The sequence below is a fragment of the Streptomyces sp. NPDC018693 genome (genome assembly GCF_044391385.1).
Classification (GTDB): domain Bacteria; phylum Actinomycetota; class Actinomycetes; order Streptomycetales; family Streptomycetaceae; genus Streptomyces.
In genome coordinates this window covers 301,211-326,591 of the sequence record NZ_JBIRZZ010000008.1, presented here as the reverse complement: position 1 = coordinate 326,591, position 25,381 = coordinate 301,211, and the positions used below count along the sequence as shown (strand labels likewise).

Here is a 25,381-nt window from a genome sequence, read left to right as displayed (position 1 = left end):
GCTACGGGCGCAACAGCACCTTGCCCACCTTCGGATCGCCGGACCCCACCAGCTCGATGGCCTCGGAGAACTCGGCCAGCGGCAGCTCGTGCGTCACCAGCGGCAGCGGATCGAGCAGCCCGGCGGCGAACACCCGCACCGTGTGCGACCAGGCGTCCGGCGGCGCCCCGAAGACGGTGTGCACCTCCAGCTGCCGTACGACGAGATCGGTCGGGTCGAGCCCGTCCGCGCCCGGCGCCGGAATACCGGTCAGCACCAGCCGCCCGCCCCGCCGGAGCAGGCCGGCGGCGGACCGGGCGGCGGAGGCGGACCCGGCGGTCTCGATGACGACGTCGAAGTCGTCCGGCAGCTCCTCGTCCCGGGTACGGAAGTCGGTGGCCCCGAACTGCAGCGACAGGGCCTCCCGGTCGCGCCGGGTACCGACCACCAGCAGCTCGCCCGGGGAGCCCGCCTTGAGGAACTGCACGGCGAACATGCCCAGCGTGCCGGTGCCGACCACCGCGACCCGCTCGCCCGGCCGGGCGTTCGCCTTGATCGCGGCGGCCGCGATACAGGCGGCGGGCTCCAGCAGCGCGGCGGCGGTCAGGTCGGCGTCGTCCGGCAGGGCGTGCAGCAGCCGGGCCGGCAGGGTCAGCGTGGCGGCCATGGCACCCGGCTGGGTGAACCCGGTCTCCTCGTACCCGGACGTGCACAGCGTGGTCTCGCCGGCGTGACAGCGGTCGCACACCTGGCAGTTGCGGAAGCCCTCCCCGACCACCTTGCGGCCGACGAGACCCTCCGGCACCCCGGCGCCCACGGCCTCCACCGTCCCGGACCACTCATGACCGGGCGTGAGCGGATAGCGGACGTACCCCTCGGGCCGGTTGCCCTGGTACACCTCGCGGTCGCTGCCGCAGATGCCCACCGCGTGGACCCGGACCAGCGCCTCGCCGGGCCCCGGCTCGCGGGGCGTGTGCTCGGTGAGCCGGTGCTCGCCGGGCGCCTCGATGACGACGGCGGTGCTCACTGCTGGGTGCCCTTCGGCTTGCGCTGCTCCCAGCCCTCGGCCCACAGGTCGAACCGGGCCTGCTGCTGCGGGAACTCGGCGGCGGCGTCGACGTCCAGCTCGACGCCGAGGCCGGGCGCGTCGGACAGGTGGAAGTACCCGTCGACGACCTGAGGAGCGCCCTTCACGACCTTCTTGATCTCCGCGTCCGCGAAGTCGTTGAAGTGCTCGAGGATCTTGAAGTTGGGGGAGGTGAAGCCGACCTGGAGCGAGGCGGCGGTGAGCACCGGCCCGCCCACGTTGTGCGGCGCGACGAGCATGTAGTGCGTCTCGGCGGTGGCGGCCAGCTTCCGCGTCTCCCAGATACCGCCGATATGACCGACGTCCGGCTGGATGATGTCGGCGGACTGGTCCTCGAACAGCTCCCGGAACTCGATCCGGTCGTGAATCCGCTCGCCCGTCGCGACCGGGATGTCCACCTTCTCGGCGACCTTCTTCAACGCCTTCAGGTTCTCCGGCGGGCAGGGCTCCTCCAGCCAGGCCGGCTTGAAGGGGGCCAGCTCCTTGGCCAGCCGCACGGCGGTGGCCGGCGAGAAGCGCCCGTGCATCTCCAGCATCAGCTCGGCCTCGGGCCCGATGGCGTCGCGCACGGCCTCGATGAGGGAGACGGCGTACAGGGTCTGCTCGTGGTCCAGCTCGAAGTGCCCGGTGCCGAAGGGGTCGATCTTCAGCGCCCTGTATCCGCGCTCCATGACGCCCTGGGCGGCCTTGTGGTAGGCATCCGGCGTCCGCTCGGTGGTGTACCACCCGTTGGCATACGCCTTGACCTTGTCGGTCACCTTCCCGCCGAGCAGCTGCCACACCGGCACGCCCAGGGCCTTGCCCTTGATGTCCCAGCAGGCCATCTCGACGACGGCGATGCCGGACATGACGATCTCACCCGCACGGCCGTAGTCGCCGTACTTCATCCGGCGCACCAGGTCTTCCAGGGCGAACGGATCGGAGCCGACAATGTGGTTGGCCTCGGCCTCCCGGAGGTAGCCGATCAGCGCGTCGGTGTGACCCAGCATCCGGGTCTCACCGACTCCCGTGATGCCCTCGTCGGTGTGCACCTGGACGTACGTCAGGTTGCGCCACGGCGTCCCGACCACGTGTGTGCTGATTCCGGTGATGCGCACGGCAGTTGTCCCTCGCTGCTTGGTGGACGCTGTTCGAGATTTCGGCACTCGTTCGAAATGCTGGCGTGACAGTAAGGATGGCGTGCCGGGAGTGTCAATGGGGTGAACACATAACGATGTCCAAACGGGGTAGAACGGTCGAGTCCCTCGCGACCGCTGGTGATCGATTTCGACGGTTTCGGAAGCATTTCCATGCTTGGGCAGACCGTTTTCCCGCAAAACCTTCACAGGTGGAGCTAGGAACGTTACCTATCCGGAACTTAGTCTTCCCGCGTCATGGACTACTGCCACCCGTGCCGCAGGCACCTCAACGGCGCCCTCGCCTGCCCGGGGTGCGGCACTGCAGCCGAAGCGCTCCGCGCCTCCTCGCCGGAGCAGACGTACGCCCAGGAGTACGCGTACACGGCGCAGCAGGGCGGCTACGTCCAGGAGCCCTACGGGCAGGAGACGTACGGCCAAGAGGCTCACGGCCAGGATGCGGCCGCCTCCGGGACGCCCAGGGTGCCCGCGCAGGCGGGACCGGATCCGAGTGAGAACTACGGCGGCGTCCAAGGCTCGGCGGATCCGGACCTCGACGACAGCGATGGCAGCGACGGCCTCGACGACGGCGACAGCGGCGACAACGGCGACGACACCCCCGGCGCACAGATGACCCGTCGCGACCGCAAAGCCGCCGTGCACCGCCGACGCCGACGCCGCGCGCTCCTGGTCACGGCGGGCTTCGTGCTGGCGGCGGGCGGCCTCAGCCTCGCCGAACTCGGCATGGACGCCCCGGGGTCCTCCTCCCGGAACCCGTCGGCGGCCGGCGGCGAGTCCTCGGAGATCGACGGGGACGCCGCGACACCGGGCGAGTCGGCCGAGCCGCTGAACACCAGTCAGGGCAGCGGCAGCAACGGCACCTCGGCGTCCGCGGACCCCTCCGCCTCCGCATCCGCCTCCCCGTCCGACTCGGCCTCCCCGTCACCGAGCGCCTCGGAGTCCCCGTCGGACGCCCCCACCGGCGGCGGCACCCGCTTCTCGGCCCCCGGCACCACCCCGACGGACCCGAACGCCACCGAGGGCCCCGCCCCGGACCCCAGCCCCACCACCGAGGACCCCACCCCCTCCGACCCGGCCCCGGAACCGTCACCATCGGAGACGTGCAACCGGTTCCTGTGGTGGTGCACGTAAGGGCTGAGGGGTAGGGGCAAAGGGCTCAGGGCGTCGTTCCGGCAGGCCGAAGGCGGGGCTCGCTCACCGAGCCTCGGGCTCCGCCCCCAGCATCCGCCGCAGCAGCACCCGCAGTACCGCCCGCTCGTCCTCCTCCAGCGCCGCCAGCGGCTCCCGGGCGAAGCGCAGGGAGTCGCGCAGCTCCCGGGCCACCCGGCGCCCGTCGTCCGTGGCGGCGGCCACCTTCACCCGGCGGTCTGCCGGGTCGGGGCGGCGCTCGACGAGGCCGCGGGCCTCCAGGCGGTCGACGATCCCCGTGACGTTGGACGGCTCGCACTTCAGCCGCTGGGCGAGCCGGCGCATCGGCAGCGGTTCCAGGGACAGCAGGCCGAGGAGCTTGGCCTGGGCGCCGGTCAGGGAGTGCTCGGCGGCGGCCTCCTCGTAGTCCGTGTGGTAGCGCGCCACGACCTCGCCGATCAGCTCGACGACCTCCAGGGTCACGGGGTCGGGGCGACGGGTCTTGGGTGGTGTGGCCATGGGCTCAGGATACCCCGTTACTTGACAACCTTAAATATTCAGCCGCATGGTTGTTTCAGGTACTGAAATAAAGACGAAAGGCGCTCCCCCCATGAAGAACCGCGAGTGGCACCTGCTCAGCCGTCCCGTCGGCTGGCCCCGGCCGGACGACTTCGCCCTGGTCGAGACGGAGGCCCCCACCCCGGGTGAGGGCCAGGTGCTGGTGCGGAACAAGTACCTGTCCGTCGACCCGTACATGCGCGGCCGCATGAGCGCCGCCAAGTCCTACGTCGCCCCCTTCGAACTCGGCAAGGTCATGCAGGGCGGCGCGGTCGGCGAGGTCATCGCCTCCAACGCCGAGGGCATCGCCGTCGGCGACCACGTCCTGCACTTCTTCGGCTGGCGCGAGTACGCCGCCGTCGACGCGAAGAACGCCGTCAAGGTCGACCCCGACGCCGCGCCCCTCTCCACGTACCTCGGCGTCCTCGGTATGACCGGCCTCACCGCCTACGCCGGCCTCCTGCGCACCGCCGCCTTCAAGGAGGGCGACTCCGTCTTCGTCTCCGGCGCCGCGGGTGCCGTCGGCAGCCAGGTCGGCCAGATCGCCAGGCTCAAGGGCGCCTCCCGGGTCATCGGCTCGGCCGGCTCCGACGACAAGGTCAAGCTCCTCGTCGAGGAGTACGGCTTCGACGCCGCCTTCAACTACAAGAACGGCCCGGTGAGCGAGCAGCTCAAGGAAGCCGCCCCCGACGGGATCGACGTCTACTTCGACAACGTCGGCGGTGACCACCTGGAGGCCGCCATCGGACGGCTCAACCGCGACGGCCGCATCGCCGTCTGCGGCATGATCTCGGTCTACAACAACACCGAGCCCGCCCCCGGCCCGAAGAACCTCGCCCGCCTCATCCAGACCCGCGGCCGCATCGAGGGCTTCCTGGTCGGCGACCACTACGACCTCCAGCCGCAGTTCGTCCAGGAGGTCGCCCCCTGGATCGCCTCGGGCGCGCTGAAGTACCGCGAGACGGTCGTCGAGGGCATCGAGAACAACCTGGAGGCGTTCCTCGGCGTCCTGCGCGGCGACAACACCGGGAAGATGATCGTCAAGCTCTGACCTCGACCCCACCCTGGGGCGCAGACCTCTCCGGCTCGACCGTCACCGCCGAGGTCGGCGTCGGCGGGCGACCCGCGGGCAACATCAGCGTGACGTCGGCCTGACACCGTTCGTTGCGTACGACGAAGGCCGCACCCTTGGACGTGGGGTGCGGCCTTCACCCGTACTCCGGGTCACATGGCCAGCGCGGCCCGGTGCGCCACCGCCACGAACCGCTCGTTCTCCGGCGCCGCCCCGCCCGGGTAGGCCATCCGGCGGCGCGTGTAGCCGTACGCCAGCCCGCTGCGGGGATCCACGAACGCCTGCGAACCGCCGGCGCCGCTGTGCCCGAACGCCCCCGCGCCGAGGAAGGGGTACGAGTTCTCCGCGGTCGCGTGGAAGCCCAGCCCGAACGCCCGGTGCGCGCGGGCGACCAGGTCATGGCCGACGCAGTGGATCTGCCCGACCTCGGCGACGGTGTCCGGCTTCAGCAGCGGCGGCCGCCCGTCCACCTCGGCGCACACCGCCGCGTACATCCCGGCGAGCCCGCGCGCGGAGGCGACACCGCCCGCCGACGCCGGTCCCTTGGCCCGCACGAGACGGGAGTTGGCGTGGGCCACCAGGTCGCCCGCCTCCGGCAGCACATGCGCGTTGAACGCGATCGCCCCCAGGGTGTGCGGCCCGCTCGGCTCCGCGTCCAGCTCCGCCTGCTGCTCGGGCGTCGGGGCCATCGGCTGCACGGACCGGAAGCGCGGCTCGTGCACGGCGGGCAGCCCGAGGAAGAAGTCCAGCCCGTACGGCACCCGTACCCGGTCCTCGTAGATCTCCTGGAGCGTGCGGCCGGTGGCCCGCCGTACGACCTCGCCCGCGAGCGCGCCGATGACGTAGGCGTGGTAGCCGAACGCCGTGCCCGGGCGCCAGAACGGCCGCTGGTCCGCGAGCCGTTCGGCGAGCGCCCGGTCGTCGGCCAGCTCCTCCGCGGAGAAGCCGGCGTCCAGACCGACCACCCCCGCCCGGTGCGTGAGCAGTTCGCGCAGCGTCAGCTGGCCCTTGCCCTCCGCCGCGAACTCCGGCCAGTAGTACGTCACCCTGCGGTCCAGCTCCAGCGTGCCGTCCTGCACGAGCAGCGCCACGACCAGGTAGGCGGCGCCCTTCGTGGACGAGAACACGCCGTACAGGGACTCGGGTCCCACGTCGTCCCCGGCCCACAGGTCGACGACCCGTCGGCCTCGTACGTACGCGCACAACTGGCCCTCGTAGTCGGGTCGTTCCCTCGCCACGAACGCGGCGAACTCCTCCCGCACCGCCTCGAAACCCTCGACGACGGTGCCATGGATCTGCTGCGTCATCCGCTCTCCTCACCCAGACCGCTGCTGCTTGCCTGTCCCATCTTGATCAAAGCCTGTGCGACCTGCGGGAATTCTCCCTTCGGGTGATCCCTGAAGAGAGGTTCCGTGCCGAACAGGACGGCATGCGGCCCGCTCACCACCGAGGCCCGGCCCGCCGCTGCGTCCGGACCGCCCGAGCCGTCGGCCACGGCCCGCCAGTGACCGGAGACCAGCGGGTTCCCGGTGGCGTACGACTGCTCGACGCGCACCCCCGGACCGAGGTCGGTGAACCAGACCGGCGCGTACACGAAGCCGTACGCGGGCGCCCCGGCCGTCACCGGACCCGAGTTGCCCACGCGCACCACGCCGTTGGCGTCCTCGTTGCCCTCGACGGCCGTCGCCTTCAGCAACCCGGCGGCGGTGCTCAGCCCGGCCCCCTGGGCGCCCCGCCCGACCAGGCCGTGCCCGGCCAGGAAGGCGTCGAGGGCGGTGCGGGCGGCCGGGGTCAGCCTGTCGTGGTCCAGCCCCGTGGACGCGAACAGGACATCCACGGAAGACCAGTCGAAACCGGCGTTCAGGACGCCAGTGAAGACCGGGGAGGAAACGAAGCTTCTGCGGAGCGGGGCAGGCAGAGCCGAATCGCCGCCACTCACACGGAAGCTGATAGAATGTGAGGCATTGGCGCAGCAGCAGGTCAAGCGGGCGTTCAAGTACCGCTTCTACCCCACGGACGAGCAGGCGGCTGAGCTGTCGCGCACGTTCGGCTGCGTCCGCCTCGTGTACAACAAGGCGCTGGAGGGGCGCACCCGGGCCTGGTACGGCGAGCAGCGCCGGATCTCCTACGTGCAGTCGTCCGCCGCGCTGACGGAGTGGAAGAAGACCGGGGAACTGGCCTTCCTGACGGAGGTGTCGTCCGTCCCGCTCCAGCAGGCGCTGCGCCATCTTCAGACGGCATTCGTCAACTTCTTCGCCAAGCGCGCGAAGTACCCGCGCTACAAGTCCCGGAAGAAGCCCCGCGCGTCGGCCGAGTACACCCGCAGCGCCTTCACGTGGCGTGATGGGGAACTGACGCTGGCAAAGATGGCGGAGCCCTTGGACATCCGCTGGTCGCGTCCGCTCCCGGAAGGTGCGGAGCCGACCACGGTGACCGTGTCCCGTGACGCGGCGGGACGCTGGTTCGTGTCCCTGCTGTGCGAGGACAGCATCGCCCCGGCCCCCGCCACTGCAGCGGCGGTCGGCCTGGATGCCGGGATCACCTCCCTGGTGACCCTGTCCACCGGCGAGAAGATCGCCAACCCGAAGCACGAGCGCCGTGACCGCACCCGCCTGGCGAAGGCTCAGCGGGAGCTGTCGCGGAAGGCGAAGGGCTCGGCGAACCGGGAGAAGGCCCGGCGCAAGGTGGCCCGCATCCATGCCCGCATCGCCGACCGGCGCCGGGACTTCCTGCACAAGCTGTCGACTCGGCTCGTCCGTGAGAACCAAACGGTCGTGATCGAGGACCTGACCGTCCGCAATCTGCTGAAGAACGGCAAGCTCGCGCGTGCCATCTCGGATGCGGCCTGGACGGACCTGCGCATGATGCTGGAGTACAAGTGCGCCTGGTACGGGCGCGAACTCGTCGTGATCGACCGCTGGTTCCCCAGCTCGAAGCTGTGCGGAACCTGTGGCACGGTCGCGGCGAAGCTGCCGCTGAACGTCCGTGAGTGGACGTGCGAGTGCGGAGCGGTGCATGACCGCGACGTGAACGCGGCACGCAACATCCTGGCCGCCGGGCTGGCGGCGTCTGCCTGTGGAGACGGTGTAAGACCTCAACGGGAGTCCTCCCGGACGGGGCGGTCGTCGGTGAAGCAGGAAACCCAGCGGGCGACCGCTGGAATCCCCCGCCTTTAGGCGGGGGAGGAAGTCAACTCCCGCAGCGCGAACAGCTCACCGGCCGTGCCGGCGGCGGCGACCCGGACGGGGTGCAGGAGGGTCGTGCCGGTGGTGGGGTCGTCGTGAAGGGGACGTCGTACGTACGTGCGGGCGAGTGCGGCGGCCTGTCGGCGCGGCCGACGCGGGTACGAAGGCGGCGCCGCCGTCCGCGGACCGTCGTACCTCGGCGCTTCAACAGGGCGTTGAGGGCCGCGACCGGGCCGGGTTCGGCGCCGGTCGCGGACTGCGGGGTGAGCAGGAGGGAACCCGTCGCGGTGAGGGCGAGGGCGGCGATCAGAACAGGGCGGGCCGGGACGGTGCTCGTGGTGCGTCGCACGTGTACCTCCTCTGGACATGCCTGAGATCGTGAGCCGTTTGAGATCGGTACGGCGAGGTGTACCTGTTCGACTCAACTGCAACAAGAGGGTGTTGGTGTCACCGATAGCCCGGATGGCCTAGGTGAGCGGTCGAGGGGGCGTCGCGCGGGGCCTTCCTGGCCGGGGGTTTGACCCGCGGGGCGGTGTCGCGCGGGGTCCTGTTCGGCCGTCGGGTCGACCTGCGGGGCGGTGTCGTGCGGGGCCCTTCCTGGCCCCCGGCCCTGCCCTGTCGGACGGTGTCGTGCGGATCTCCGCCCGGTCCTTGGGCCTGCCTCGCCGGGCGGCATTGCGCGGAGCCTGCCGGGCCCCGGCCCCGGCCCCGCGCGCGGCCCGCCCGCTAGAGTTCGCCCATGCGCGATCTTGGGGTGGGCTTCCGCTATCTGCTGGACGGTCAGCGATGGGTGGCCCGGAACGGCAGGCAGTACGGGTTCGGGCTGGTGCCCGGACTGATCACGCTGGTGCTCTACGCGGCGGCGCTCGTCGCGCTCGCCGTGTGGGGCGACGACCTCGTCGCCTGGGCGACACCCTTCGCCGACGACTGGTCCAGCCCCTGGCTCGGCCTCTTCCGCGGCTTCCTCACCGCGGTGCTGTTCGCCCTCGGCCTCCTCCTCGCCGTCCTCACCTTCACCGCCGTGACCCTGCTCATCGGCCAGCCCTTCTACGACGGCCTGTCCATGGCCGTCGACCGGGACGTGTCGCCCGACGGCCACGCGCCCGAGTCCGGGCGGCCGCTGTGGCGTGAGCTGTCGATCTCGGCCTGGGACAGCCTGCGGCTCCTGGTCCGGGCCGGGCTGTGGGGCCTGCTGCTGTTCGCCGCCGGGTTCATCCCGTTCGTCGGGCAGACCGTCGTACCGGTGATCGGCTTCTTCCTCACCGGGTTCTTCCTCACCGGGGAGCTCACCGGCATCGCCGTGCAGCGCCGGGGCCTCGACCAGCGCTCCCGCCTCGCCCTGCTCCGCTCCCGCAAGTCACTGGCCTGGGGCTTCGGCACACCCCTCGGCCTGGCTTTCATGGTCCCGTTCGTCGCCGTGTTCCTGATGCCGGGCGCGGTCGCGGGCGCCACCCTCATGGCCCGCGACCTGCTCGGCGAGCAGAGCAGGACGGGCGGCGACGGCAACGGCGACGGGAACAGCCCGCTCACGCAGGAGAACGCGACCTGGTGACCGAGACACTCGCCGTCGCCGGCTGATCGGCTCCGCCCCGGCCGGCCGCGGCGTCAGCCTCGCCCTCGCTCCGTCCCACTGGCCGCCACCGCCAGGATCGCCCGCACCTGCGCGATGATGTCCAGCCGGTTGCGCACGAACTCGGGATCGGTCACCTCGGTGGTGTTCCCGGCCCCGAACTGCAGCACCGGCGTGTGCACATGCCCCCCAGGCAGGGTGTCGCGCAGGCCGAGCCGGTCGCGCAACAGGGTCGCCCGGTAGGCGATCTCGTTCGACAGGTAGTTCCCGCCGCCCCCGGCCCGCGCTGTCGAGCCGGGGGTCGGCCCGTCCGGTCGTACGACCGCCTCCGCGCCGCCCGCCGGAATCTCCGTCACGGCGGTGTTGTCGTAGACCGGGAAGCGGCCCGTGTCCGCCGCCACGATCGCCGCGTACGGCAACGTCGTGGCCGTCCACTGCGGCTGCGAGGCCGGATCGCCGACCGGGACGGACCCGGTGACGCCGATGTTCTCGTTGTCCGGGAAGCCGCCCCGCCACGCCCCGTTGGTCCGCTCCACGTCGAAGCGCCCGACCCGGCCCTGGCTCACCGTCGCGAAGAGGTCGACCTTCGGCAGGTACGGGCGCAGGGTCCGCTCCACGGTCCCCTCCGTGAAGTCCGCCCAGCGCACCGGGAACACGGCCGACTCCACCCGCGCGGGACCGTCCCCTGTCTCGATCACCGTCCCGTCGAGCGCGAGCGCCGTCGCCCCGGACGGGTTGGAGATCCGGACGTCCCGGTCGAGCGTGAAGGGGTCGAACCCGGTGACGAGGATCCGCTTGACCCCCTTGCCCCGCGGATAGCGGAGGTCCGTCTGCCCCCGCGAGGTGCGCTCCAGGTCGTCGAGCAGCGCCGCCCGCTGGGCGTCCGTGAGCCCGAACTCCGGCTGCCAGCCCCGCACTTCCCGCGTCATCGCCAACCGCGCCCAGTACAACGGCCGGTCGTCGTCCCGGCTCAGGTCCCCGCCGGCCGGCCCCCGCCCCTGCGCCCGGTCCACGGCCCGCCGCCACAGCGCCGACCCTTCCCGTACGACGACGGCGCGGGCCTGCGCCACCGAGCGCGCCGCCCCCAGTTGCCGGGCGAACCGGTCCGCCACCGCGTCGAACCCGGACCGCGCGAGGATCTCCTGCGGTACGGCCCGGTCAAGTCTCTGTTCCTCGACGGTGGATGCCGGCGCGGCCTCGACCGCCGCAGCCGGGGTGGTGGAGAGCACGGCCGCCAGGGCCAGCCCGAGGATGCCGGTACCAACACGTATGGGATGCACGGGAGTTGTGGTCCTTCCGTCGCAGTGGGGAGCGTGCGGGACGACGGAAGCATTCCGTGGCAGCGGTGGTCTATGCCTCGGCGCGCGGAATCTTCGCCACGGACCTGCGGCGGAGCCCCGCGCAGGGCCCTGACCTGGGGGTTCTTCGTTGGCATGCGTTGGCTCCCGACGGCCGTTTACCGGTGTCCTGCGGACTGGCTGCGGACGGCTGGGCACCTCAGGGCAGAGAAATCCATGGCACATCGGCGGATCCTGCGACGAGACTGCGCAGGTGAGCGATTCCTACCCCTGCCCGTGCTGCGGACACCGCGTACTGGGCGCGATGCCCGGCTCGTACGAGATCTGCCCCGTCTGCTTCTGGGAGGACGATGGGGTCCAGTTCCGCTGGCCGACCATGGGCGGTGGCGCGAACAAGGTCTCCCTGATCGAGGCCCAGCGGAACTACCAGAACTTCGGCGCCTGCGACGAGCACGGCCGCCAGTACGTCCGCCCGCCGGCTGAGGACGAGCCCCTCGACCCCGCCTGGCGCCCCATCGATCTGGCACGGGACTCCTTCGAGGACTGGGCGGCCGAGGACCGCGCCCCGTGGCCCGACGACCACTCGGTGCTCTGCTGGTGGCTCCCCACTTTCTGGCGCGGGGACCACTCCGCGTCATGACCTCCCGCATCGAGACACTCGTCCAGCAGCTCGACGGCAAAGCCGACGAGTCCTACGACGCCCGCGCGGAGCTGATCTGGATCGGCGCCGACGCCATACCCGCCGTCATCAACGGCCTGCCTTCCCTCGGCGGCTTCGGTCAGCTGACCGCCATCGAGGTCTTCGAGGAGGTGGGCGATCCCCGTTGCGGCCCCGCTCTCATCTGCCTGCTGGACAGCGACAACCCGACCGTCCGCGAATGGGCGGCCATGGCCCTGGCGAGCCTGGAGACCGACGGCGCCGTCGAGCCCCTGCGCCGCGCCTACCGCGCCTGCCTGGAACGGACGACCCCACCGGACTGGACCGAGCCCGTCGGCATCCGCTTGGCCCTGACCGAACTCGGCGCCCGTACCCCTGTCGTCCCCCCACTCACCGCGCGCCTGCGGGCCACCGCCGCAGAGGACGCCCCTGGCTGGCCCTCGGCCCACTTCACCGAGATCATCAACGACCTCGCCGACCATGCCCAGGTGATCCTCTACTCACAGTTCTGGCGCGTGGACGCCGGCCGCACGTACGGCATCTCCGGCACTGGTCTGGACTGGGAACTCGACTGGACCGCGCCCTGGGAGCACCTGGTCGAGGAGTCCCGCACCTGGTCCCTACTGGAAGCCTCCGAAGCCCCCGCCGGCAGCAACATCTTCGTCGCCCCCACCTGGATCGACCGTACCGACCTGTACCCGGAGAGGTGACTGATGCCGTCCCAGCACCCCGAAGAGATCGGCTACGGCTACGTCATCGAGCGCTACGCGGCAAGGAAGGACTCAGGCCACGCGCGCTACCTCGTCCTGAAAAGTGGTCGATTCCTGCGGCCCGAGTGGCCTCACGGCGAACTTTTCGCCCGTCACCTCATCGACGACTCGGCCACGATCACCGATGCCGAGTTGGAAGCCCTCCTCGGCTACGAGTGGCGCTCACGCCTCACCGCCGCCTGGCTGGTCGGCGTAGGCCGACGCGCCACATTCCGCGAACGCATCGGCGACCTGCTCCTGGCCAGCGAGTTCTGTTTCTCCGGCAGCGCCTACTGCTTCGCCCTGGCCCGCTTCGGCACGCACGCGGACGCCGAGATCCTCACCGCCTACCTCGACCATTACCTCCCCCGCACCGACCTCCGCTACGACCAGCCCGCAGCCCTCGGCGCACTCCTCCGCCTCGACGCCCACCTCGGCACCCACCATGCGGACCGCTTCACCCAGCCTGACGGTCTCTGGGACCAGTGGGTCAATGCCCTGGCCCACCTCCGCGACCATCCCGCCTACACCCCCGTCGAGCGTCGCCGCTGGACGGACCTCCAATGCGACTTCGCCAACGGCTGGTCGCGCACATAGTCGGGGTGTAACCCCGCTCACTGGGGGGCCGCCCACCTCTCAGCCCTGTGGGCGGCGAAGACGAGTGTGAGGAAGTCTTTGGGGGCTTCGACGCCCCAGGCTCCGCGGATGATGCGACCGGCCTTGAGGGACTCGGCCTTCGCTCTGAGGCCCGTCTCCTCGGAGAGCTCACGGACTGTGGTCCCGGCACGCCCAGGACTGCAGCCGCAGACCAGTCGCGCCGAGGAAGACGGGGTGGCGAGCCGTGGCCAAGCACTGGGAGGGACCACCAACGCACACACGGGATGACGGCTTCCTCGCCAGTAGTCTTGATGAATCCGCCCGGCGAGCCTCCGGAGACAGCATGCTGACCCGCATCGAAGTCCACGGGTTCAAGAACCTTCTGGACCTATCCATCGACTTCGGCCCCTTCACCTGCATCGCAGGGGAGAACGGCACCGGCAAGTCGAATGTTTTCGATGCCATCCAGTTCCTCTCCCTACTCGCCGACCAATCGATGATGGAGGCGGCCCAGGAGGTTCGGGGCGTACACGGTGAGCGTCATGGTGACCCTCGTGACCTGTTCTGGAAGGGCTTCGCGCCTGGCCGTCACCGGATGCGGTTCGCCGCCGAAATGATCGTCCCGCTCCACACTCAGGACGACTTCGGCCGGGCCGCCAAGGCCACAACCACGTTTCTGCGATATGAGCTTGAAGTCGGCTACCAGGAGCCGTCCGGCCTCGACCGTTTCGGCCGCCTCACCCTCCTCCACGAGACGCTAAGCCACATCACCAAGGGCAAGGCCGCCCGGCACCTCCTCTTCCCCCACAGCGCGAAGGAGTTCCGCAACAGCGTCATTCAGGGCCACCGCAGCGGCGCCCCTTTCATCTCGACGACGACTGAATCGGGCGAATCGGTCGTCAAAATCCATCAGGACGGTGGCAGCCGGGGTCAGCCCAAGCCAGCCGCAGCGTCCCGGGCACCCGCAACCGTCGTCTCCACCATCACCAGCAGCGACGACCCGACCATCCTCGCCGCTCGCCGTGAGATGCAGTCCTGGCGACGACTCGCTCTTGAGCCGTCGGCTCTGCGCAGGTCCGATCGGTACGTCGACCCGCAGGTGATGGGCGCCGACGGTTCCCACCTGCCCGCGACGCTCTTCCGTGTCGCCCACGACACTCCGGGTGCGGACGCCAGCCAGGTCTACGCCAGGGTGGCGGGGCGTCTTTCGGACCTGACGGGAATCCATATCCGTGATCTGGATGTCGATCAGGACGAGGTCCGGCAGCTCCTCACGGTCAACGTGCGTGAGCTTGCCGGCATTACGCTGCCTGCCCGCAGTCTCTCTGAAGGAACCCTGCGTTTCCTGGCCCTGTGCGTCCTACTCGAGGACGCGTCCGTGCGCGGTCTGATCTGCATGGAGGAGCCCGAGAACGGCATCCATCCCGCCAACCTCAACGCCATGGTCGCCCTTGTCCAAGACCTCGCCGTCGACCCGTCGGAGGCACCTGGCACGGACAACCCGTTCCGACAGGTGCTGATCAACACACACTCACCAGGGGTCGTGCAGCTCGTCAATCCTGACGACCTCTTGTTCGCCGACACCGCGATCCACAAGGCGGAGGACGGCTCCCTGAATCGGGTACTGCGTTTGCGTCCGCTCGCCGAGACGTGGCGCGCCACAAAGGCGGGCGCCGACTTCGTGACTAAGGCCGACGTCCTGCCGTACCTCACCACACCCGTCGGAGCGCAGCTCACGCTGGACTGGGGGGCCGCGTGACCACTCGTGTTCTCTTCATCGGCGAGGGCAGCAGCGACAACGGCCTCGTACGGCACGTCGAATCCATTGCCGCGCGCAAGGGGCTCGAAGCCTCGATAACCGTCCCCGACTTCGGTCTGCTTCGGCTGCCGACTGGCCATTCCGTCCGGGACAAGCTGCGAGTAGCCCGTGAGCTCCACGGGTCCTACGACTTGGTAGTGGTGCAACGGGATGCCGACCGGGGTCCCGCCCAGGATCGCAGGGACGAGATCGCGGAGGCAGTGCGCGCCGAGTGGCCTCGTCTCCAGCACGTCGCCGTGGTGCCCGTCCGCATGCTGGAAGCGTGGCTGCTTCTCGATGAGGCATGTCTGCGCCAGGTCGCCGAAAACCCGCGCGGTCGCGTCAGCCTTGATCTCCCCAAGGGCACTGCGGCGGAAAAAGTCGCCGACCCTAAACAGCTCCTCAAGGACTCGCTGGCGCGGGCAAGCGAGTACAAAGGGCGCCGCCTCGCCCAGTTCCAGAAGCGTTTCTCGCAGCACCGGCTGCGCATGCTCGAACTCCTGGATCCCGAGGGGCCGGTGGCTGGCCTTCCGTCGTGGCAGCATTTCGTCAAGGACCTCAACGAGGCGTTCGAGTCTCTCAGCCAATGACCCACTCAGCTAGGCCATAGGTTCACGCACCTGTCCCTGGGCTGGAGCAAGCCCGCGGCTCATGTTGCAGACCAGCCGTCAAGGGAGACCTCCGAGCCATTGTTGAGGTAGTGGTGGAGGGCGCTGGCCGTGGTGTCGACAAAGGCTTCGGGGATGTCGGCGGCGTCGACCCAGCGGACCTGGGAGTGTTTGCGAGGTTCGCGGTTTTCGGGTTCGCCGGTCCATTCGTGGGCGGCGAAGACGACGGTGAGGAAGCCGTTGGGGGCTTCGACGCCCCACGCGCCGTGGATGATGTGGGCGACCTTGAGGGACTCCGGCTTCACCGTGAGGCCGGTCTCCTCGTAGAGCTCGCGGGCCGCGGTTTCGGTGATGGGCTCGCCCGGCTCGCTCTTGCCGACGGGGAGGTCCCACATGCCCTGGGCGAACTTGGCATCCTCGCTGCGCTGGAGGAGGACGACACGGTTGGTGGCCTTGTCGTGGACGATGACAGCGGCGACCAGCAGGGTCATCGATTCGAGCGCCGGCTTCAGGGCCTTCGGCTGGTCATCTGTCTGCTGGGCCACGGTGTTCCCTTCGTCGGGCGGGTTGTTGAGCATGTTGGGCGAGGGCCTCGCGGGCGCGGCGTGCGAGATCGGCGGCACCGGGAACGCGGCGGCGCTGGTAGACCGCGAGGGTGGAGCGGATCGAGGTGATCGCCTTGCGGGTGCGGTCGGAGGTCACGCCTTCCATGAGGACTAGGACCTGGGTCCATGCGGCGACGGCTTCGTCGGCGCGGGCCTGTGCGGCGAGGCTGTCGCCGAGGTCGGCGTGGGTGAGGGCGTGGACGCGCTTGTACTTCTCCGGGTCCCAGCGGGTGAGGGCATCGCGGTGCTGCTGCTCGGTGCCGATGTGGTCTGCGAGGTCGGTCAGGGTGCGGGCGGTGTGGCTGGCTACGGTGCCGGCGGCGGGGCCGCTTACGCGGGAGTAGCTGGGTTGGGGGCCGTCGTCCCGTAGGAGGGCGTCCTCGGCGGCGAGTAGGGCGCGCGCGGCCAAAGGGTTCTCGTTGACCGCAGCGTAGGCGCGGGCGTGCGTGATGTGGAGGAGCGCTTCGGTCTGGCCGTCGACGTGGCCGAGACCTGTGCGGAGGGCTCCTTCGACGAGGTCGACGCAGTGGTGGGGCTGCTTGAGGCTCAGGGCCTGGTGGGCGAGGGCGCGCATCATCCAGGCCGCGTGGCCGTGGGGGTCGGCTTCGCAGGCGAGCTTGTAGCCGACCTGGTAGTAGCGCTGGGCGGCGCCTTCCTGGCCGAGGTCGTGGTGCTTCCATGCTGTTGTCGCCGCAGAGACTGTGTCCCATGCAGGTCGTGTCGCTTTAGGGGACCGACTGTGCTCGGCGTCGTGTCTCGCTGGCGTCGCGGACAGTGTCTCGTTTCATGGCGTCAGAAACAGTAGCAGTGTGGTGCATGTCACTACCAAAGAGGGTGTGGTCGAGCGACTGCACGCAGGTCGAGCGGACGCCTGCCTGGCTGCTCATTTCAACGCCGAGCTGCGAGGCTCGATGGGACCAGGAATCACGGGTCTACAGTGATGGGCGTGTCTTCGTCCTCCCCTGAGATATGGGCCGATCCGACCCTCCAGAGGCTCAGAGCAGAGCTTGCAGCACTGACCGACAGCCTTGCTGAGGCGGAAGCAGAGCTCGTGACGGTCACCACCGAACTCGATGCCTTCTCCCGGGTCCAAATGGCCAGGCTCGCGCCTCTGTACGCCGAGTTGGACGAACTCGTTGCCCGTCTCGCCGAGCGTACTGCGCAACTGTCCGGCGACTCCTGGGACGAGTCTCTCGCCCAGGATGCCCGTGACCAAGCCAGCCAGTCTGCGCGTGACGCGGAAGCCGCGGCAGACCCTGATGCGGCAGCCGAGCGGCTGCAACAGGTGCGAACGGCCCAACGGTCCCTGCGCGACCTATACCGCGAGCTCGCCCGCTCCTGTCACCCTGATCTTGCTGGTGAGGATGGGACCGAGCGCCGACGGCGGGAGGACTTCATGGCCCGCGTGAACGCTGCGTACGCCGCAGGGGACGTTGTCGCGCTGCAGGATTTGGCTCAGGTCTGGGCCAGCCGAGAATCCCCGGGCGGCGGACCGTCAACGCGAGGAATCGAGGGCGTTACTGACGTTCGGAAGCTACACGAGCGGATCCGCCTGGTGCGGGCGCGCCTGGACAGGGTGCGGACCCAGGTCGCCGCATTGCGGGCTGGTCCGCTCGGGCAGCTCTGCTTCGCAGATGATCCGCAGGCAGCCTTGGATGAGGCAGCGAAATTGCTTCACGCCCAGATATCCGAGCATCGCGCCGCGCTCGCGCAGCGGGGAGAATCCTTGTGAGCGACAACCGGCACCTGCCTTCCACTGTGCCCAGCACGTCGGTGACATCGGGCGCGAGCCGACGCTTGGCAGAGCGTACGACCGGGCTGCTCGGGCTCGACCAGCCGAAGAGGCTCTGGAATCGGCTCGCCCCCCGCGGTCTGCCTGACCTCGAACCCTGCGGCGCTGGCCTCGTCGTCGTCCGAGGCGAGGTCGTCGAGTTGGCCACCGGCACCAAGCTCTGGTCCCTCCCCGAAGAAGACGCCGCTGGCGAGCGCTTTCTTGAGGCGCTCTACGACAATGACTACACGGCCTGGCAGTGGATGGTCTCCTGCGCACCGCGAACACGGAGCTGGCAGGGACAGGCCGTCGTACGGACCGCCACAAGCAGTGGCATGTCGATCAGCGGGCACGAACCACGCACTGGCCGAGTGCTCTGGCACGTCGAGAGGACTCGGCTGCCGATCCGCGACTGGATGGCGTGGTTCAGCCAATATGACTCTGCCCTATACAACGCGGGCGACTACTGGGCCGACCTCGACCCACCCCGAGACCGCCGTCTGTGGGCCGTTCGGCAGGTATCTCGCCCGCCGACCGCGATCCTCAGCGGCGTCGGCAAGACAACAGGGGTCGTCTTGGCCGTGGACGAAGCGGGAGGGTCCTTGGCCGCCGTCGATCCCGTGTCAGAGGAAGTTGTTTGGAACCTCGAGTGGCCCAACACGTACGTAGGGGCGGACGACCGGCACGTCGTGGTGGGGGAGTGGCAGTGTCCGGAACCGGAGGCCACATGTGCTTGCCACCCGGACTGCGGTGACGACGATCCCGCCAGCAGGTGCATGGGGGTGTGCTTCCAGCCAGGCTACGGCTCGCTACGAGACTGCCAACAGACGCCGCAGGCCGACCGGCGCACCTGGTGCGCACAATGCAACCTCCCGTACGGTGAAGCGGCGAGCGTCAAGGTCCTCGATCGCAGCACTGGCACCCTGCTGTGGAAGCACGAATGGCCGAGCAGCGACTGCGGCGTCCGGACCGTTCCGTACGCCTCAGAGGTGACGCTTCCGCTGTTCCAGGGGCCCCGAGCTTTGGTCGGCCAGACGGTCATCACCTGGGAGGGCGGAGCCTTCTCTGGGCGAGCAGTCGCCGACGGGACGATGTTGTGGGAGTCCGACATCGTCTACGAGGCCCTCGTCGCCGATTACGTCGATGCCACGCCCCGTCAGCAAATCTGGACCACATGGGCTGTCTTCTCCAACGACGAGTGCAAAGAGCCCGACCTGCTCGTCAACGCGCTTACTGGCCGCGTTCTGACGCTTCCTGGCACACGCCGTGATGGGCAGAACGACTGCGGGTTCAACTTGCTGGTCCTGGGGAACTTCTTGCTCGCCGACAACAACGGCGTCGTGACGTGCTATCGCCTTCCTCCGGGGTGAAGAGCTCGAGCGGTAGCCCACAAGCCAAGATTCACTCGTACGCCCAGGCCCTGCCGGTCTGCCGGTACTCCTCCACCGGGATCGGATCGACGCCGGTTCGCATGCGGGTGGTGTACAGCAGGCCATCAAGGTGGTCGATCTCGTGGTGGATGAGGCGGGCGAGGCCGCGTTCGTACACGGTGGTGACGGCCTCGCCGGTCAGGGCCGTGGTCTCGACGGTGATCCTCAGGGGGCGGGGGACGAGGCCGCGGACGTCGAAGAAGCTCAGGCAGCCTTCGTACTGCTCGTCCACCTCGCCGGAGCGGTCGGTGATCTTCGGGTTGAGCAGGACGATGGCGGGCGCGTCACCCGGCGGCTGGACGACGGCGGCTGCGCGTCCGATGCCGATCTGTGGGGCGGCGATGCCCATGCCCTTGGCGAAGGGGTGGACCTGGCCGATCCGCTCCATGGCGGCAAACAGCTCGTCCGTGATGCGCTCGGCCTCGTCGCGCTCGGCGGGCAGGTCGAAGACGCGGGCCGGTTCGGCGAGGATGCCGGCGCCGTGCTGGACGACGCCGAGGTCTCGCATCTGCTGGCTGGGCCGCACGCCAATCACCTGAACTCCCCTTGATCCGTGTCATGTTCGGGCCGTGCCCGAAACCGCCACTCCAGACGGTACCGAGCGTGCAGGGCCGGTGTGGTCGTGATCCACGTGAATTGCCGTAGCTCACCTTCGTCGCTGCGGACGGGCGGGGTCCGCAGCGGGGAGGCTTCGGCGGTCATGGAGGTCTCGGTGCCCCACACGACCGGGTCGAGGGCGGCGGGGAAGGCGAGCTGGACTTCGAGCTGCTCGGTGGGCAGGCGTACGGCGCGCTGGAACCAGTTGCCCCACTTGTCGTCGCCGACGGTGTAGGCGTACTCGATCCACACGGACTCGCCCGGGTAGAGCGGGAAGCGGCCGTGTTCGTTGTCGAACACCAGCCAGACTTCCTTGAAGGCGTCGCGGTCGTGTTTCACCTGCCAGCTCATTGCCTCTCCCCGGCAGGTCGCGGTGAGGGCGAGTTCGTTCCAGGTCAGCGGGTGGGCCCGGTAGTGGGCGTTGGAGCGCTCGGGGTCGCCGGGGTAGCGGTCGACGGAGATCCGGATCAGGTAGCGGGTCACCGGCTCATCGCCGGTGTTCCGTAGCCGGCGGCGCATGGTGAGCCGGTACTTGCTGCCGTCGTACTGGAGCCGTGCCGCGTCGTGTTCGACGATGAGGGCCGATCCGGTTGCGTACGGTTGCTCGGGCCTGCGCTGGGCGGGCGGCGTGGCCGTCGGACGCCGGGTACGGGCTTTCACCTGCTCGTAGTCGCACCAGCGCCGCCAGATCGCCTTCCCGGCGTTCAGGGCCTCGTCGGCGAGGCGCGAAAACTCCTCGGTGGGCTTGTGGCGGCCCGACTCCACGTGGCTGACGTAGGACGGGTCGAACCCCATGGCCAGAGCTAACGCTCGCTTGGACATTCCGCGTACTTCCCGCCATCGCGCCACCTCAGCCGCGTAGTTCTCGGCCGCCTGCTCGACGGTGATCTCGTCGCCTTGCGCGTCCATCGAACGCCGCCCCCGCGTCACTTGTTGGTGAGCATGAATGAACCGTGAGTGATCCAAGTTCATCATCCCGTCACGGTCCGCGTCGCCGGTTTCCTTCCCTCACTGGCCCGGATCGACCCTCCGGGCAGATATCAGGGAGGCGACGCACATGCGCGTGTTGTACCTGCTCAACATCTCCAACCCCGACCGGCTTTCGGCCGACTCGGGGTGGATCTTCGCGGACCTGCTCGCTCCGGCCCTGGCGGATGCCGGGGCCGAGGTGACCGTCGCGGCACCGGCGGCGGCCGGGGATGCCCGCTGCGGCTTCCACCAGACGAAGGTGCCGGGGACGAAGTACCGGGCACGGTTCTCCGCGGACATCGACGAACTGGTGGCACTGATCCGGGCCGAGAGGCCGGACGCGGTGGTGGCCAACCAGATCGAGGAGGCCCCGGCGATCCGCACGGCCCTGCTGGAGGCCGGATCGGACGCACTACTGGCCGGGTACTGCCACTACCTGCCGTTCTCCTTCACCAGCGGCGGGCAGCTCCTGCTGGATCCGTCCCTGAACGACGCGGGGCTCGGACGGCCGGTGCTGCTGGCGTTCGCTGCCGGGCTGGCCGCCTGTGACCGGGTGATGGTCCACTCCTCCACGGCCGCCTCCTGGGTGTCGGCCGCTGCTGCCCGGATGACCGTGGACCTCGGCGAGAGGCTGCGGGTGGTGCCCGCCCCGCGCGACGACCGCCTGGTCTGTCCTCCCGCCACCACCCAGCCCACCTCCGGCGCCGGGGCGATCGGCATCTACAACCACAGGCTGTACGCGCACTACGGCACCGAGCAGTTCGTGCACCTGGCCCGTGACCTGGTCGCCTCCGGCCGCATCCGGCTACGGGTGATGGACCTGTTCGGCCAGCGCCGTCCCGAACGGCAGGGCCTGGACAACAGCCCCGAGAAGATGCGTGACCAGCTTTCCACGCTGCCGCACGTCCAGATCGTCTCCGACCGGGGCGACCGCATCCGCTACAAGAACCTGCTCGCCGGCGCCCGCTTCGGCATCGCCCCCTTCCGCCCCGGCTGCCCCTGGTCCATGAGTGTCATCGACTGCCAGGGCATGGGCCTGCCGGTCATCTCCCCGCGCCTGGGCTGGCTCGCCGAGCACATCGACACCGAGCTGTGCTTCGACACCCCGGCCGAGGCCGTCGCACTGGCCGAACGCCTCGCCACCGACGACGAGTTCCACGCTTTGCACGCCAAGCGCGCTTACGCCTCCACCGCCGACTTCGCCCCCGCCCTGGCCGCCGCCCGCTACCTGGAGGCTCTCTCGTGACGACCAGGTTCGACGCGGTGTTCCTTTCCTACGACGAGCCGATGGCGGGCTCCCTCCACGCCCGCCTGCAAAGAACGCTCGGCGGCACGGTCAAGCGCCTGCACGGCGTGCACGGGATGCGCCGGGCCTACCGGCTGTGCGCCGAGGTCGTCGACCGCGAGCAGTTCTTCCTCGCCGACGGCGACTTCGCCATCGACACCGACTTCGCCCCCGCCACGGTCGAGCCGCTGGACGAGGGCGTGTCCATGCGGGTGTGGCAGGCGGTCAACCCCGTCAACGGCCTGACCTACGGCTACGGCGGGCTGAAGCTGATCCGCCGCAGTGCCCTGCGCGAGATGGGCGAGGCGGTGGACGTTCTCGCCGCCCTCCCGGGCCGCATCGAGTTCGCCGAACAGAGCGCGGGCGTCACCCGGTTCAACCAGAGCCCCTTCCACGCGTGGAGGGCCGGTTTCCGCGAGTGCGCGATGCTCGCCCGTGGCAGCGAGTACGGCATGGCCGACGACGACGCCCGCGAACGGGTCGAGGCGTGGACCACGAGCCGGGACGGCGAGTTCGCCACCTACGCCGCCGCCGGAGCCCAGGAGGGCGTCGCCTTCGCCCGTGGGGCCGCCCGCGCCCCCAAGCTGTTTGACCACCTCAACGACCCCACCTGGCTGCGGGACCGCTTCACCGCCGCCCACGGGGACCAGGCGGTCTCGGGATGACCGGTGCGCTCGTACTGATCGAGCCGTACGCGAACCGCCTGGGCGGCCACCACCAGCGCACACTGGTGGCGCTCGCCCAGGCCCGGCCGGGCAGCCTGGTCATCGCCCCGCACGGGATCGCCCGCGAGACGGTCACGGCCCTGCGCGAGGCCGGCGCCCGGCTGGCGACCGCCCCGGCCGGGCGAGCGGCGGCCGTCCTGCTGGCCTCATCCCGCCTTATGGCCGGGCTCTCCACTGCCGGGCAGCGCATCTTCCGCTCGCCCCGATGGCCCCGCCGCCTGCGGCGGCTGCCGCACCAGGTCACCCTCATCGCCCGCTGCCTGGCCGAGGCATCGGCCCTGCGGACCGCCCGCCGCCTTCAGCCCGGCGCCGGGGCGGTAGTGATCCTTACTGCGAGCGAGGCCCTGCACGGGGCCGCCGCCCTCCTCGGCGGACAGCCGCACCTGCGGTTCGTCCACGACCAGGTCACCACCGAGGACGCCGCCGTACGGCTCGTCGGGCGGCTCGGCCGCCGGGGTGAGAGGTACGTCGTCGCGGTGTATCCGACGCGGGCGGTGGGCGATCAGATGGCGGCGGCCTTCCCGGATCTGCCTGCGGTGGTGCGGGCCTTCGCGGTCGACGACGGCCGCCGCCTGGCCGACGCCGAACGCGAGGGCGGCCGGACGGCCTTCGGCATCCCCGCCGCCGAAGCCGCGGTGTGTCTGGTGGGCGGCTGGTGGCCCTACAAGGACATCGCCGTCATCGATGCCGCCCTGGCCCGGCTGAAGGAACCGCTGCACCTCATCGTCACCGGGGCCCCGCTCGACGAAACCGTTCTTGAGCGGTGGCGGGCCCTGCCCGACCTGCGCCTGCACACCGTGCCCGGCCCTGTCACGGACACCGTGCTGCGGCTGGTCTACGCCGCAGCCGACGCCGCCCTGGTCGCCCGGCACCCCGGCATCAGCAAGGAATCCGGGCTCGTGATGGACGCCGCCCGCCTCGGCGTCCCCCTGATCGTCTCCGACCACGACGGCGCTCTCACCGGTCGGCTTCGCGGCCAGCCCTGGGCCCTGACCTTCCCCGCCGGCGACCCGGACGGCCTCGCCGACGTCCTGCACACCGTCATCCGCCAGCCGCCCGCCCAGCCCGGCACCGAGGCGCCCCGCCTGCTGGGCATGCGGACGGCCGACGAGCAGGCCGACTTCCTCACCCACGCCTTCGCTTCCCTGCGTACGAAGGAGTCACGATGCTGATCACACCTCCGCCGCTGGTCTCCGTCATCGGCCCCGTCGAAGTCCCGCTGCTGGCTGCCTGGGTCCGCCACTACCGGCTCCTGGGCATCGAGCGGTTCCTCATCGCCTTCCACTTCCCCGAACACGTCCCCGACCAGCGGCGACACGCGCTCCAGGCCGTCAGCCGCGAGCTGGGCATCATCCCCACCGCCACCAGCAGCGGCCGGTGGCACGAGCACACCAACGGCGAACTCAGGGACGCCCTGCGGCAGCAGGCCGGGCCCGGCTGGCACCTGCTCGCCGACGCCGACGAGTTCCAGCAGTACCCCGCCCCGCTGGACGAGACGATCGCCCAGGCCGAGCACGCCGGGCACCGCGTGGTGGGCGGGCTGATGCTCGACCGCGTCACCACTGACGGCTCCCTGACCGGCTGGGACCCGCAGACGGGTTTGGACGCGGCGTATCCGCTCGGCGCCTTCCTCACCCATCTGCTCCTGCGCGGCGACCCCCGCAAGATCGTGCTCGCGCACTCCAGCGTCGCCGTGGCCTCCGGCAACCACCGCGCCGAGGGCCACCGCCCGGCCAACCGGCCACCGGTTGCCGTCCACCACTTCAAGTGGCGCGACGGCGTGCGTCAGGACATCGAGCGGCGGGCCGTGCACTCTGCGGACGGCACCTGGAAGACCGCCTCCCCTGCCCGGCTTGCCGAGGCCCGCCGCCTGCTCCAGCACCTTCACCGGCACGGCGGCCGGATCGCGGTCGACTCCCCGCACCTGGGCTTCCAGCCTGTCTCGCTTCAGGCCATCCCCGACTGGTGGGCGGCGCAGGCGACACGGCTGGTGACCACCTGGCGGCCACCGACCTCAAGGGAGGGTCAGAACCAGCCGGGCTCGATGATCTCCTCGCCCTCGCCCTCGGGCGGTTCGAACCGGGCGTAGAAGTCGTCGAGCGCCGACTCCGTGACGGTCAGCGCGTTGGCGTCCTCACGCAGGTTGCGCTCCTCAAGACGCCGCAGCAGCTCGGCCCGCTCGACAGGGAAGTACAACAGCTGCGGCTGACCGCCCGCCTCTTCGACAAGCTTCTTCCACTCTTGGCGGGCCGAGCGCAGCCACAGGCCGTGGTCCAGTACGACGTCCCGGCCTGCTGCAACCAGCTCCACCAGGCGCTCACGGACCTCAGCGACCACCGGCGCCTCCAGGGCGAAGTAGTCCCGCTCCGGATAATCCACGCCGTAGCTGCCGTGCCGGGCGTGAACCAGCTCGTCCACCGACAGCCGCACCGCTCCGGACGGCTCCAGCCGCCGCTGGGCGTACGTGGTCTTGCCCGACCCGGTCAGCCCGACCAGCAGATACACCACCGGCCCGGTCTCCCGACCGCGGTCAGCGGCCCGGCTGGGCTCCACCGCCTTCACCCGCGCTCTCCTCC

General features: G+C 70.2%; 25 protein-coding genes and 3 pseudogenes. 15 read left to right on the top strand and 13 right to left on the bottom strand.

All coding sequences use genetic code 11. The features are described 5' to 3' along the window. Position 1: 1 nt before the first annotated feature. Together ACH5AC_RS22935 and ACH5AC_RS22930 are read right to left on the bottom strand one after the other, a co-directional pair. On the bottom strand, positions 2-1,006 hold the full coding sequence (locus ACH5AC_RS22935; protein WP_398863872.1) for a zinc-binding dehydrogenase: 1,005 nt from the start codon (positions 1,004-1,006) through the stop codon (positions 2-4). Further along, the gene (locus ACH5AC_RS22930) at positions 1,003-2,163 is read right to left on the bottom strand and encodes a mandelate racemase/muconate lactonizing enzyme family protein (RefSeq protein WP_398863871.1); all 1,161 of its coding nucleotides are present in this window, start codon (positions 2,161-2,163) and stop codon (positions 1,003-1,005) included. The genes ACH5AC_RS22935 and ACH5AC_RS22930 overlap by 4 nt, the downstream gene beginning before the upstream one ends. 276 nt (positions 2,164-2,439) lie before the next feature. Between ACH5AC_RS22930 and ACH5AC_RS22925 the strand changes: the two genes are divergently transcribed. After that, positions 2,440-3,333, top strand: a complete 894-nt coding sequence (locus tag ACH5AC_RS22925; protein WP_398863870.1) for a hypothetical protein — start codon at positions 2,440-2,442, stop codon at positions 3,331-3,333. 63 nt (positions 3,334-3,396) lie between these two features. On the opposite strand, the gene ACH5AC_RS22920 is transcribed toward ACH5AC_RS22925, so the two are convergent. Further along, a complete protein-coding gene (locus ACH5AC_RS22920; RefSeq protein WP_398863868.1) occupies positions 3,397-3,849 on the bottom strand; it encodes a MarR family winged helix-turn-helix transcriptional regulator in 453 nt (150 codons plus the stop codon). 91 nt (positions 3,850-3,940) lie between these two features. Here ACH5AC_RS22920 and ACH5AC_RS22915 point away from each other — a divergent pair, with 91 nt between their 5' ends. Then, entirely contained in the window at positions 3,941-4,939 is a 999-nt protein-coding gene (locus ACH5AC_RS22915) for an NADP-dependent oxidoreductase (protein ID WP_398863867.1), read from the top strand. A 173-nt stretch (positions 4,940-5,112) separates the two neighbouring features. Here ACH5AC_RS22915 and ACH5AC_RS22910 read toward each other — a convergent pair whose 3' ends face one another. Both ACH5AC_RS22910 and ACH5AC_RS22905 read right to left on the bottom strand, forming a co-directional pair. Further along, complete coding sequence (locus ACH5AC_RS22910) at positions 5,113-6,267, bottom strand: serine hydrolase domain-containing protein (RefSeq protein ID WP_398863864.1); 1,155 nt, start codon at positions 6,265-6,267, stop codon at positions 5,113-5,115. Beyond that, positions 6,264-6,854 (bottom strand): annotated as a pseudogene (locus tag ACH5AC_RS22905) (peptidase M28); the annotation flags it as partial. The gene ACH5AC_RS22910 and the pseudogene ACH5AC_RS22905, both read right to left, overlap by 4 nt. A 70-nt stretch (positions 6,855-6,924) precedes the next feature. On the opposite strand from ACH5AC_RS22905, the gene ACH5AC_RS22900 reads away from it, so the two are divergent. Continuing rightward, entirely contained in the window at positions 6,925-8,136 is a 1,212-nt protein-coding gene (locus ACH5AC_RS22900; RefSeq protein ID WP_398863863.1) for an RNA-guided endonuclease InsQ/TnpB family protein, read from the top strand. A gap of 13 nt (positions 8,137-8,149) precedes the next feature. On the opposite strand, the gene ACH5AC_RS22895 is transcribed toward ACH5AC_RS22900, so the two are convergent. Next, positions 8,150-8,494, bottom strand: a complete 345-nt coding sequence (locus ACH5AC_RS22895; RefSeq protein WP_398863862.1) for a hypothetical protein — start codon at positions 8,492-8,494, stop codon at positions 8,150-8,152. A gap of 390 nt (positions 8,495-8,884) precedes the next feature. On the opposite strand from ACH5AC_RS22895, the gene ACH5AC_RS22890 reads away from it, so the two are divergent. Beyond that, complete coding sequence (locus tag ACH5AC_RS22890; RefSeq protein ID WP_398863861.1) at positions 8,885-9,697, top strand: EI24 domain-containing protein; 813 nt, start codon at positions 8,885-8,887, stop codon at positions 9,695-9,697. A 53-nt stretch (positions 9,698-9,750) separates the two neighbouring features. Here ACH5AC_RS22890 and ACH5AC_RS22885 read toward each other — a convergent pair whose 3' ends face one another. Then, positions 9,751-10,995, bottom strand: a complete 1,245-nt coding sequence (locus ACH5AC_RS22885; protein WP_398863860.1) for a pyroglutamyl peptidase — start codon at positions 10,993-10,995, stop codon at positions 9,751-9,753. Positions 10,996-11,266: 271 nt separating this feature from the next. Here ACH5AC_RS22885 and ACH5AC_RS22880 point away from each other — a divergent pair, with 271 nt between their 5' ends. From ACH5AC_RS22880 to ACH5AC_RS22870, 3 genes are read left to right on the top strand one after another with little or no spacing between them, the layout of a single operon-like run. Further along, positions 11,267-11,653: a CPCC family cysteine-rich protein gene (locus ACH5AC_RS22880; RefSeq protein ID WP_398863859.1), complete on the top strand. Its 387-nt coding sequence runs from the start codon at positions 11,267-11,269 to the stop codon at positions 11,651-11,653. Then, entirely contained in the window at positions 11,650-12,381 is a 732-nt protein-coding gene (locus ACH5AC_RS22875; RefSeq protein WP_398863858.1) for a HEAT repeat domain-containing protein, read from the top strand. Before ACH5AC_RS22880 ends, ACH5AC_RS22875 begins: the two co-directional genes overlap by 4 nt. Positions 12,382-12,384: 3 nt before the next feature. Continuing rightward, positions 12,385-13,017 (top strand): DUF6000 family protein, encoded by a 633-nt coding sequence (locus tag ACH5AC_RS22870; protein WP_398863856.1) that lies wholly within the window; start codon positions 12,385-12,387, stop codon positions 13,015-13,017. A 47-nt stretch (positions 13,018-13,064) separates the two neighbouring features. On the opposite strand, the pseudogene ACH5AC_RS22865 reads toward ACH5AC_RS22870, so the two are convergent. Continuing rightward, a pseudogene (locus tag ACH5AC_RS22865) lies at positions 13,065-13,199 on the bottom strand (DNA mismatch repair protein MutT); the annotation flags it as partial. Between the two features lie 161 nt (positions 13,200-13,360). Here ACH5AC_RS22865 and ACH5AC_RS22860 point away from each other — a divergent pair. Then, positions 13,361-14,776 carry an AAA family ATPase gene (locus ACH5AC_RS22860; protein ID WP_398863855.1) on the top strand — a complete coding sequence of 472 codons (1,416 nt, stop codon included), beginning with the start codon at positions 13,361-13,363 and terminating at the stop codon, positions 14,774-14,776. Further along, positions 14,773-15,405, top strand: a complete 633-nt coding sequence (locus ACH5AC_RS22855) for a hypothetical protein (RefSeq protein ID WP_398863853.1) — start codon at positions 14,773-14,775, stop codon at positions 15,403-15,405. The genes ACH5AC_RS22860 and ACH5AC_RS22855 overlap by 4 nt, the downstream gene beginning before the upstream one ends. 59 nt (positions 15,406-15,464) lie before the next feature. Here ACH5AC_RS22855 and ACH5AC_RS22850 read toward each other — a convergent pair whose 3' ends face one another. Together ACH5AC_RS22850 and ACH5AC_RS22845 are read right to left on the bottom strand one after the other, a co-directional pair. Beyond that, positions 15,465-16,001: an NUDIX domain-containing protein gene (locus ACH5AC_RS22850; RefSeq protein ID WP_398863852.1), complete on the bottom strand. Its 537-nt coding sequence runs from the start codon at positions 15,999-16,001 to the stop codon at positions 15,465-15,467. After that, positions 15,949-16,722, bottom strand: a pseudogene (locus tag ACH5AC_RS22845) (tetratricopeptide repeat protein); the annotation flags it as partial. The pseudogene ACH5AC_RS22845 and the gene ACH5AC_RS22850, both read right to left, overlap by 53 nt. Positions 16,723-16,974: 252 nt before the next feature. Here ACH5AC_RS22845 and ACH5AC_RS22840 point away from each other — a divergent pair. Then, positions 16,975-17,760 (top strand): hypothetical protein, encoded by a 786-nt coding sequence (locus tag ACH5AC_RS22840; protein ID WP_398863851.1) that lies wholly within the window; start codon positions 16,975-16,977, stop codon positions 17,758-17,760. A 65-nt stretch (positions 17,761-17,825) separates the two neighbouring features. Further along, a complete protein-coding gene (locus tag ACH5AC_RS22835) occupies positions 17,826-19,169 on the top strand; it encodes a hypothetical protein (protein ID WP_398863850.1) in 1,344 nt (447 codons plus the stop codon). Positions 19,170-19,200: 31 nt separating this feature from the next. Here the strand turns inward: ACH5AC_RS22835 and ACH5AC_RS22830 are convergent, their stop codons facing one another. Further along, positions 19,201-19,755 (bottom strand): peptide deformylase, encoded by a 555-nt coding sequence (locus ACH5AC_RS22830; protein WP_398863849.1) that lies wholly within the window; start codon positions 19,753-19,755, stop codon positions 19,201-19,203. Between the two features lie 5 nt (positions 19,756-19,760). Then, the gene (locus tag ACH5AC_RS22825; protein WP_398863848.1) at positions 19,761-20,735 is read right to left on the bottom strand and encodes a multiprotein-bridging factor 1 family protein; all 975 of its coding nucleotides are present in this window, start codon (positions 20,733-20,735) and stop codon (positions 19,761-19,763) included. A 148-nt stretch (positions 20,736-20,883) separates the two neighbouring features. Here ACH5AC_RS22825 and ACH5AC_RS22820 point away from each other — a divergent pair, with 148 nt between their 5' ends. From ACH5AC_RS22820 to ACH5AC_RS22805, 4 genes are read left to right on the top strand one after another with little or no spacing between them, the layout of a single operon-like run. Then, positions 20,884-22,041: a glycosyltransferase gene (locus ACH5AC_RS22820; RefSeq protein WP_398863847.1), complete on the top strand. Its 1,158-nt coding sequence runs from the start codon at positions 20,884-20,886 to the stop codon at positions 22,039-22,041. Beyond that, positions 22,038-22,745: a hypothetical protein gene (locus ACH5AC_RS22815; protein ID WP_398863846.1), complete on the top strand. Its 708-nt coding sequence runs from the start codon at positions 22,038-22,040 to the stop codon at positions 22,743-22,745. The genes ACH5AC_RS22820 and ACH5AC_RS22815 overlap by 4 nt, the downstream gene beginning before the upstream one ends. Beyond that, on the top strand, positions 22,742-23,977 hold the full coding sequence (locus ACH5AC_RS22810) for a glycosyltransferase (protein WP_398863845.1): 1,236 nt from the start codon (positions 22,742-22,744) through the stop codon (positions 23,975-23,977). Before ACH5AC_RS22815 ends, ACH5AC_RS22810 begins: the two co-directional genes overlap by 4 nt. Then, positions 23,971-24,894 (top strand): glycosyltransferase family 2 protein, encoded by a 924-nt coding sequence (locus ACH5AC_RS22805; RefSeq protein WP_398863844.1) that lies wholly within the window; start codon positions 23,971-23,973, stop codon positions 24,892-24,894. The genes ACH5AC_RS22810 and ACH5AC_RS22805 overlap by 7 nt, the downstream gene beginning before the upstream one ends. On the opposite strand, the gene ACH5AC_RS22800 is transcribed toward ACH5AC_RS22805, so the two are convergent. Continuing rightward, on the bottom strand, positions 24,831-25,367 hold the full coding sequence (locus tag ACH5AC_RS22800) for an AAA family ATPase (RefSeq protein WP_398863843.1): 537 nt from the start codon (positions 25,365-25,367) through the stop codon (positions 24,831-24,833). The two genes, ACH5AC_RS22805 and ACH5AC_RS22800, sit on opposite strands and share 64 nt — an antisense overlap. Positions 25,368-25,381: the final 14 nt, after the last annotated feature.

Bases quoted from the DNA above. Each gene is read 5' to 3' on its own strand.
- ACH5AC_RS22825 (WP_398863848.1), bottom strand. From the start codon at position 20,735: ATGGACGCGCAAGGCGACGAGATCACCGTCGAGCAGGCGGCCGAGAAC.
- ACH5AC_RS22875 (WP_398863858.1), top strand. From the start codon at position 11,650: ATGACCTCCCGCATCGAGACACTCGTCCAGCAGCTCGACGGCAAAGCC.
- ACH5AC_RS22810 (WP_398863845.1), top strand. From the start codon at position 22,742: ATGACCGGTGCGCTCGTACTGATCGAGCCGTACGCGAACCGCCTGGGC.
- ACH5AC_RS22820 (WP_398863847.1), top strand. From the start codon at position 20,884: ATGCGCGTGTTGTACCTGCTCAACATCTCCAACCCCGACCGGCTTTCG.
- ACH5AC_RS22805 (WP_398863844.1), top strand. From the start codon at position 23,971: ATGCTGATCACACCTCCGCCGCTGGTCTCCGTCATCGGCCCCGTCGAA.
- ACH5AC_RS22915 (WP_398863867.1), top strand. From the start codon at position 3,941: ATGAAGAACCGCGAGTGGCACCTGCTCAGCCGTCCCGTCGGCTGGCCC.
- ACH5AC_RS22890 (WP_398863861.1), top strand. From the start codon at position 8,885: ATGCGCGATCTTGGGGTGGGCTTCCGCTATCTGCTGGACGGTCAGCGA.
- ACH5AC_RS22860 (WP_398863855.1), top strand. From the start codon at position 13,361: ATGCTGACCCGCATCGAAGTCCACGGGTTCAAGAACCTTCTGGACCTA.
- ACH5AC_RS22850 (WP_398863852.1), bottom strand. From the start codon at position 16,001: ATGCTCAACAACCCGCCCGACGAAGGGAACACCGTGGCCCAGCAGACA.
- ACH5AC_RS22910 (WP_398863864.1), bottom strand. From the start codon at position 6,267: ATGACGCAGCAGATCCATGGCACCGTCGTCGAGGGTTTCGAGGCGGTG.
- ACH5AC_RS22920 (WP_398863868.1), bottom strand. From the start codon at position 3,849: ATGGCCACACCACCCAAGACCCGTCGCCCCGACCCCGTGACCCTGGAG.
- ACH5AC_RS22925 (WP_398863870.1), top strand. From the start codon at position 2,440: ATGGACTACTGCCACCCGTGCCGCAGGCACCTCAACGGCGCCCTCGCC.
- ACH5AC_RS22870 (WP_398863856.1), top strand. From the start codon at position 12,385: ATGCCGTCCCAGCACCCCGAAGAGATCGGCTACGGCTACGTCATCGAG.